At 72.2% G+C, this 7,413-nt stretch carries 7 protein-coding genes; 3 read left to right on the forward strand and 4 right to left on the reverse strand.

Features of this window, described 5'->3' with window-relative positions; all coding sequences use genetic code 11:
* Positions 1-977 (reverse strand): glycerate kinase (locus tag E1182_RS27700; protein WP_132270687.1); only part of this gene is annotated, 977 nt, incomplete at its 3' end.
* 68 nt (positions 978-1,045) lie between these two features.
* Here E1182_RS27700 and nadA point away from each other — a divergent pair.
* The 3 genes from nadA to E1182_RS27715 all read left to right on the forward strand — a co-directional run bounded on the left by nadA (position 1,046) and on the right by E1182_RS27715 (position 4,513).
* The gene (nadA, locus tag E1182_RS27705; RefSeq protein ID WP_132270688.1) at positions 1,046-2,245 is read left to right on the forward strand and encodes a quinolinate synthase NadA; all 1,200 of its coding nucleotides are present in this window, start codon (positions 1,046-1,048) and stop codon (positions 2,243-2,245) included.
* Between the two features lie 217 nt (positions 2,246-2,462).
* Complete coding sequence (gene murA / locus E1182_RS27710; protein ID WP_371687611.1) at positions 2,463-3,830, forward strand: UDP-N-acetylglucosamine 1-carboxyvinyltransferase; 1,368 nt, start codon at positions 2,463-2,465, stop codon at positions 3,828-3,830.
* Positions 3,831-3,868: 38 nt separating this feature from the next.
* Positions 3,869-4,513 carry a DUF3043 domain-containing protein gene (locus E1182_RS27715; protein ID WP_132270689.1) on the forward strand — a complete coding sequence of 215 codons (645 nt, stop codon included), beginning with the start codon at positions 3,869-3,871 and terminating at the stop codon, positions 4,511-4,513.
* A 22-nt stretch (positions 4,514-4,535) separates the two neighbouring features.
* On the opposite strand, the gene E1182_RS27720 is transcribed toward E1182_RS27715, so the two are convergent.
* The 3 genes from E1182_RS27720 to E1182_RS27730 are packed head-to-tail and all read right to left on the reverse strand — an operon-like array spanning position 4,536 to position 7,160.
* Positions 4,536-5,507 (reverse strand): ATP-binding cassette domain-containing protein, encoded by a 972-nt coding sequence (locus tag E1182_RS27720; protein ID WP_132270690.1) that lies wholly within the window; start codon positions 5,505-5,507, stop codon positions 4,536-4,538.
* Positions 5,504-6,316, reverse strand: coding sequence for an ABC transporter permease (locus tag E1182_RS27725; protein ID WP_132270691.1), 813 nt, complete (start codon positions 6,314-6,316; stop codon positions 5,504-5,506). The genes E1182_RS27720 and E1182_RS27725 overlap by 4 nt, the downstream gene beginning before the upstream one ends.
* Complete coding sequence (locus tag E1182_RS27730; RefSeq protein ID WP_132270693.1) at positions 6,309-7,160, reverse strand: ABC-2 family transporter protein; 852 nt, start codon at positions 7,158-7,160, stop codon at positions 6,309-6,311. The genes E1182_RS27725 and E1182_RS27730 overlap by 8 nt, the downstream gene beginning before the upstream one ends.
* Positions 7,161-7,413 lie beyond the last annotated feature (253 nt).

Below are 7,413 nucleotides of genomic sequence, written 5' to 3' on the forward strand. Positions count from 1 at the left end.
GTGCTCACCCGCCCCGCCACCACCACACAGGGCACCCCGCGGTCCCGGGCCGCGCCGGCGACCCCGGCGACAACCTTGCCGCGCAGCGACTGGTGGTCGAAGGAGCCCTCCCCGGTGATCACCAGGTCGGCGGCGTCGAGGGCGGCGTCCAGCCCGATCGCCCGGGTGACCAGGTCGATGCCGGACTCACAGCGCCCGCCGAGGGCGAGGATCGCCGCGCCGAGCCCGCCGGCCGCGCCGCCGCCGGGCAACGTGCCCAACCCGGGCGGGCAACCGGGCAGGTCCTTCTCCAGCACCGCGGCCCAACGCTCCAGCGCGGCGTCGAGCAGCAGCACGTCCGCGCGGGTGGCGCCCTTCTGCGGGCCGTACACGTTGCTGGCGCCGTGCAGCCCGAGCAGCGGATTGTCGACGTCGGTGGCGGCGACCAGGGTGGCCCCGCGCAGCCGCGGCGCGCCGTCGAGCGCGGCGACGCCGGCCAGCGCCGCCCCGCCGTACGGCAGGGCCCGGCCGGTGTCGTCGAGGCCGGTGGCGCCGAGCGCGGTGAGCAGGCCGGCGCCCCCGTCGTTGGTGCCGGAGCCGCCCAGCCCGACCACCACCGTGCGGGCCCCGTGCTCCACCGCCGCGGCGACCAGCGTCCCCAGCCCGTACGAGGTGGTGGTTTTCGGGTCGCGTTCGGCGGCGGAGAGCAGGTGCAGCCCGCATGCCTGGGCGCTCTCCAGATAGGCGGTTCCGTCGTCGGTGAGCAGAATCTCACCCTCGACGGGCCGACCCAGCGGGTCGAGGGTCGGCACCGGGATCCGACGACCACCGAGCGCGTCGGCCAGCACCGCGACGAAGCCCGGCCCACCGTCGGCCAGGGGCCGGATCAGCAGCTCGTCGCCGGTGGCGACCTCGCGCCAGCCGTCGGCGACGGCGGCGGCGACCTCGTGCGCCGCCAGGGTGCCGGCGAACTTGTCGGGACAAAGCAGCACACGCATGGCTGGCAGTGTGGCAGGCCACACCGGTGGCGGATGCGGGCCGGCCACCCTGTGGGACCATGGGAGGCGTGACTTCGACCTGGGTTGAGCCCTCCAACACCGCCACTGCGCTGCTGCTCCTCGGCCGCGGCAGCGACCCCGCCACCGAACGTGGCGTGGAGTGTCCGGGTGATCTGCCCGCGCCGAGCGACCCCGACCTGGTGGCCCGGGCGGCTGCGGCGAAGGCCGCGCTCGGCAGCACCGTGTTCGTGCTGGGTCACCACTACCAGCGCGACGAGGTGATCCAGTTCGCCGACGTGACCGGCGACTCGTTCAAGCTGGCCCGGGAGGCCGCCGCCCGACCGGACGCGGAGTACATCGTCTTCTGCGGCGTGCACTTCATGGCCGAGAGCGCCGACATCCTCACCTCCGACAGCCAGAAGGTGATCCTGCCGGACCTGGCCGCCGGCTGCTCGATGGCGGACATGGCGGTGCTGTCGCAGGTCGAAACCGCCTGGGACGTGCTGACCGAGCTGGGCATCGCGGCCGACACCGTCCCGGTGACGTACATGAACTCCTCGGCGGACATCAAGGGCTTCGTCGGACGCAACGGCGGTGTGGTCTGCACCTCGTCGAACGCGAGGCGGGCCCTGGACTGGGCGTACCAGCAGGGCACGAAGGTGCTCTTCCTGCCCGACCAGCACCTGGGCCGCAACACCGCGGTGCTGGAGATGGGCCTCTCGCTGGACGACTGCGTGCTCTACGACCCGCACAAGCCGGGCGGCGGGCTGACCCCGCAGCAACTGCGCGACGCGAAGATGATCCTGTGGCGGGGGCACTGCTCGGTGCACGGCCGGTTCACCCTCGACAGCGTCAACGACGTGCGTGAGCGGGTGCCCGGCGTCAACGTGCTGGTGCATCCGGAGTGCCGGCACGAGGTGGTCACCGCCGCCGACTTCGTCGGCTCGACGGAGTACATCATCAAGACCATCGAGGCGGCACCGGCCGGCTCGGCGTGGGCGGTGGGCACCGAGCTGAACCTGGTCCGCCGGCTGGCGCTGGCCCACCCGGACAAGCAGATCATGTTCCTCGACCGGGCGGTCTGCTACTGCTCGACGATGAACCGGATCGACCTGCCGCACCTGGTGTGGGCTCTGGAGGAGCTGGTGGCCGGCCGGGTGGTGAACCAGATCACCGTCGACCCGGACACCGCACACCACGCCCGGGTGGCGCTGGACCAGATGCTCGCGCTGCCGGGTGCCGACACGCCGCCACCCGCCGCCGGATAATCACCCACGGTCACATCGCTGACACGGATACGCACCGGAAGCACCGGTTCGTGCCATCCTTGGTGATGTGACCGATTCCATTCTCGTCACCGAGGGCTATGCTGCCGGGGCGAACATTCACGGGCCGTTTCACGCCCATCCCGATTCGGGTAGCTGGACAGCCGACCGGCGCTCGGCCAGCGGGCCCGATCCCTCGACACCGGCACCACCCGACGCGCTGGAGGTTGCGTTGACCAACGACGTCCTGGTCGTACACGGAGGCACTCCGCTGGAAGGGCGGATCCGCGTGCGCGGCGCGAAGAACCTCGTCTCGAAGGCAATGGTCGCCGCCCTGCTGGGCAACACCCCCAGCCGGCTCTACGACGTGCCCCGCATCCGTGACGTCGAGGTCGTACGCGGCCTGCTCGGCCTGCACGGGGTGAAGGTCAGCGACGGCGACGAGGACGGCGAGCTCGTCTTCGACCCGTCCAACGTCGAGAGCGCCAGCACCGACCAGATCAACGTGCACGCCGGTTCCAGCCGCATTCCGATCCTGTTCTGCGGGCCGCTGCTGCACCGGCTCGGCCACGCCTTCATCCCGGACCTGGGCGGCTGTCACATCGGCCCCCGCCCGATCGACTTCCACCTGCAGGCGCTGCGGGAGTTCGGCGCGACGGTGGAGAAGACCCCGGAGGGGCTGCACCTGTCGGCTCCGAACGGGCTGCACGGCACGAAGTTCGCCCTGCCGTACCCGAGTGTGGGCGCGACCGAGCAGGTGCTGCTGACCGCGGTGATGGCCGAGGGCGTGACCGAGCTGCGCAACGCCGCGGTCGAGCCGGAGATCATCGACCTGATCTGCATCCTGCAGAAGATGGGCGCGATCATCAAGGTGCACACCGACCGGGTGATCGAGATCCAGGGCGTGAAGCGGCTCAGCGGCTACACGCACCGGCCGATCCCGGACCGGATCGAGGCCGCCAGCTGGGCGGCGGCGGCGCTGGCCACCCGCGGTCACGTCGAGGTGCTCGGCGCGCAGCAGGTCGACATGATGACCTTCCTAAACGTCTTCCGCTCGGTCGGCGGCGCGTACGAGGTGACCGACTCGCGCCCACCGAAGCTCGGCGACGCCGGCCAGGAGGGCGGCATCCGGTTCTGGCACCCGGGCGGCGAACTGAACGCCGTCGCGTTGGAGACCGACGTGCACCCGGGCTTCATGACCGACTGGCAGCAGCCGCTGGTGGTGGCACTGACCCAGGCGCGTGGCCTGTCGATCGTCCACGAGACGGTCTACGAGCAGCGGCTGGGCTACACCGAGGCGTTGAACTCCATGGGTGCCAACATCCAGGTCTACCGGGACTGCCTCGGCGGCACCCCGTGCCGCTTCGGCCGGCGCAACTTCAAGCACTCGGCGGTGATCGCCGGACCGAGCAAGCTGCACGCCGCCGACCTGGTCATCCCCGACCTGCGGGCCGGTTTCAGCCACCTGATCGCGGCGCTCGCCGCCGAGGGCACCTCCCGGGTGTACGGCGTCGACCTGATCAACCGGGGGTACGAGGACTTCGAGGCGAAGCTCGCCAGCCTCGGCGCGCACGTCGAGCGCCCGTAGCCCCCGAAGCGTCCCGCCAGACCGCCCGGTGCACCGTGATGTGCACCGGGCGGCCACGTTTGGCTACCCTTCACCTCGTGCCGTCGCTGTTTCGCCGCAAGTCCGCCGACTCCGACTCCTCCGCCACCAGCCCGGTGGTGACCGAGGAGCCGCCCGCCAACCGTCCCCGGGGCTACACGCCCAGCAAGAAGGAGCTCGGGGTGCAGACCCCGAAGCGTCCCGGCGCCGGTCGCCGCCCCGCCGGGTCGGCGAAGCCGCTGACCAAGGAGGAGGCCCGGGAGCAGCGCCGCAAGGCGCGCGCCGAGGCCGCCGCGGAGTTCCGCCGCGAGGGCGGCCCCCGGGACCGCGGCCCCGAGCGGCTGCTGGCCCGCAACGTGGTCGACTCCCGGCGCACGGTCGGCACCTGGTTCTTCGGCGGCGCGCTGATCGTGCTGATCGGCTCCAACCAGGCGATGCCGCCGGTGGTCCGGCTGGTGTCGAACCTGATCTGGGGTGCCCTCGCGCTCGGCGTGGTGGTCGACTCGATCCTGATCGCGCGCAAGATCAAGAAGCTGGTGCGGGAGCGGTTCCCGAACAGCGGTGAGCGGATGGGGTCGCTCTACCTGTACGCGATCATGCGGTCGATCACCTTCCGCCGGATGCGCGCCCCCGCGCCTCGGGTGAACATCGGCGACAAGATCTGAACCGGCGGGCCGGCCACGGCCCTCAACCCGAGCGGACGGGCGCCCGGTAGAGGCGGGCCACCACCTCCTCGATGTCCGGCTCCACGACCGCGATGTCGCGCAGCGTGGCCAGGCCGGCCAGCCCGGCCACCACCTCCGCCACGCCCGCCGACTCCAGCGCGTACACCAGGCGGCGCCCGTCGGCCTCCACCCGCTGCAGCGGCGCGCCGGGCAGCGTCAACGGCGTGACCAGCGCGGCGTCCAACTCGGCGACGACCAGGCGGCGGGAGCCGTACCGGCGGTGCAGCTCGGCGATCGTGCCGTCGTGCACCACCCGCCCGTGGTCGATCACCACCAGCCGGTGGCACAGCCGCTCGATGTCGGCCAGGTCGTGGGTGGTGAGCACCAGCGTGGTGTCACCGGCCCGGCCCAACTCGGCGAGGAAGCCCCGGACCGCCTGCTTGCTCACCACGTCCAGGCCGATCGTCGGCTCGTCCAGGAACAGCACCTGCGGACCGTGCAGCAGGGCGGCGGTCAGCTCGCCGCGCATCCGCTGCCCGAGGGAGAGCTGCCGGACCGGGATGTCGAGGAAGCCGTCCAGGTCGAGCAGCCCCCGGCAGCGGCGCAGCCGGGCCGCGTGCTCGGCGGCCGGCACCCGGTAGACGTGCCGGAGCAGGTCGAACGAGTCGCGCAGCGGCAGATCCCACCAGAGCTGGGAGCGCTGGCCGAAGACCACGCCGATGCCGAGCGCCAGCCGGGTCCGCTGGAGCACCGGGCGCAGCCCGCAGACCCGGACCTGCCCCGCCGACGGGGTCAGCACGCCGGTGAGCATCTTCAGCGTGGTCGACTTGCCGGCGCCGTTCGGGCCGATGTAGCCAAGCAGCTCGCCCCGCTCGACCCGTAGGTCGACGCCGTCCACGGCGATCACGCGGCGCCGCTCGCGACGCAGCCGGCCGGCCTTCACCCGTACCGTGAACTCCTTGCGCAGGCCCCGCGCGTCGATGACCAGGCTCATGACCCCGTACTCCGGTAGTGGCGGACACCGACGCGCCAGGTGAGGCTGGCGCCGGCGAGCGCGACCAGCGCGACGCCCGGCGCGGCCCAACCGGCCCACGCCGGCAGGCCGAGCGGGTCGGCGCGGCCGAGCAGCGCCAGCGCCGGCTGGTAGCTGACGAAGGCGAACCCCAGCCCGTACGCGAAGGCCGCCCGGAACCAGCCCGCGAAGACCGTGACCGGGTACGACGCGAAGTCCCGCCCACCGTAGGTGACCGAGTTGGCCAACTCCCCCGACTCGATCCAGAAGAACGACACGGTGGCGGTGGCCACGAAGACCGAACCGAAGAAGACCACCGCCGCGAGCGGGGCGACGACGGCCAGCGCCACCCGGGACGGGGTCCACTCGATGCCGGCGCCGACCAACGCCGTCACCCACACCGCCAGGCCGAACAGCCCGCGGGAGACCTTGCGCAGCGGCAGGTCCATCAACAGCAGTTGGGGCAGCGCGCCGAGCGGACGCAGCAGCACCGCGTCGAACAGCCCGGTGCGCACGTACCGGGGTAGCCGTTCGATGTTGCCGACCAGCAGGTCGGCGACGGCGAAGGCGAACGCGGTGAGCCCGACCATCACCAGCGTCTCGCGCAGGGTGAAGCCGCCCAGCTCCCGGGTCACGCCGTAGAGCACCAGGACGGTGACCACGTCGAAGACGGTGGCGCCGACGTTGCCCAGCAGGTCGATCACGAAGGAGGTCCGGTACGCCGTCTGGGCGCGCGCCTGGGCCCCCAGCAGCGCCCGGTACGCGGCCAGCGTCCCGCCCACCTCAGCCACCCTGCACCACCAGCCGTCGCTCGGCCCGACGCTGCACCAGTCGGCACCCGGCCAGCAGCAGCACCACCCAGCCGGCCTGGAGGGCGACCAACCCTGCCTGGGTGACCGGCGGATCCCGCTCGACCAGCACGTCGAGCGGAGTCTGCAACAGGCTCGGGAACGGCGTGCCGAACCACAGGATCCGCTGGAGTTCCTCGGGCAGGAAACGCAGCGGGAAGTAGAGCCCGGCCAGCACTCCCGAGCCGAGGGTCCACAGGACCATCGGCCCGCGTACGTCCTGCAACCAGTAGGCGGTGGCGTTGACCAGGAAGCGGCAGGCGAAACAGAGCACCACCGCGAGCACCACCGAGCCGACGAAGAGTGGCACGGTGGGCCAGCGGGCGGGCAGGTGGACGTCGAAGAAGAGCGGCCCGACCAGGATCGGGGGCAGCATCCGGGCCAGCACCGCGTACCCGGCGCGGCCCAGGTCGGTGGCGAGGTAGCTGGTGACCGGGTGGACCGGGCGGAGCAGGTCGCCGGCGATGTCACCGGTGCGGATCCGGTCGGCCAGGTCCGTCCAGCCCCAGAGCAGCACCACGGCGAGCAGCCCCTGCCCCACCCAGACGAAGGTGACGAGCTGCGCCGGGTCGTATCCGCCGGCCGTGCCCGCCGCACCGGCCACGGCGAGCAGCACGTAGCACCTGAGGAACCCGAAGACCGTGTTGGTGACGACGCCCGCCAGGGCGGCCTGCCGGTAGGTGGCGTGTCGCCGGAAGCCGGATCGACATATCGCATTAAATGTCCGGAACCAGAGGATAACGTTTGAGCCCGTGTGCGATGCCACAGTGGCGGCGACCGAGCCCACCTCGCTACCCTCCATCCGCAGCCATGCCATGCCGGGTCGGGCGACTCTACCGGCAGGTGAGGGCAACGGCACGACAATTTCCAACGAGGTGACACCGCCGTGAGCGAGCGACGCGAGCCGGGCATCGGGCCGCGCCGCACGCCCGGCGTCGAGGGCCCTCGATGAGCGGCGGCTACCGCGACCGCTGGCACGACCCGGCCGACCCGGCCTGGGTACTCGAACCGACCACCGAGTGGCAGCCGCAGTTCCCCGG

Source organism: Micromonospora sp. KC721 (genome assembly GCF_004348355.1).
Classification (GTDB): Bacteria; Actinomycetota; Actinomycetes; order Mycobacteriales; family Micromonosporaceae; genus Micromonospora.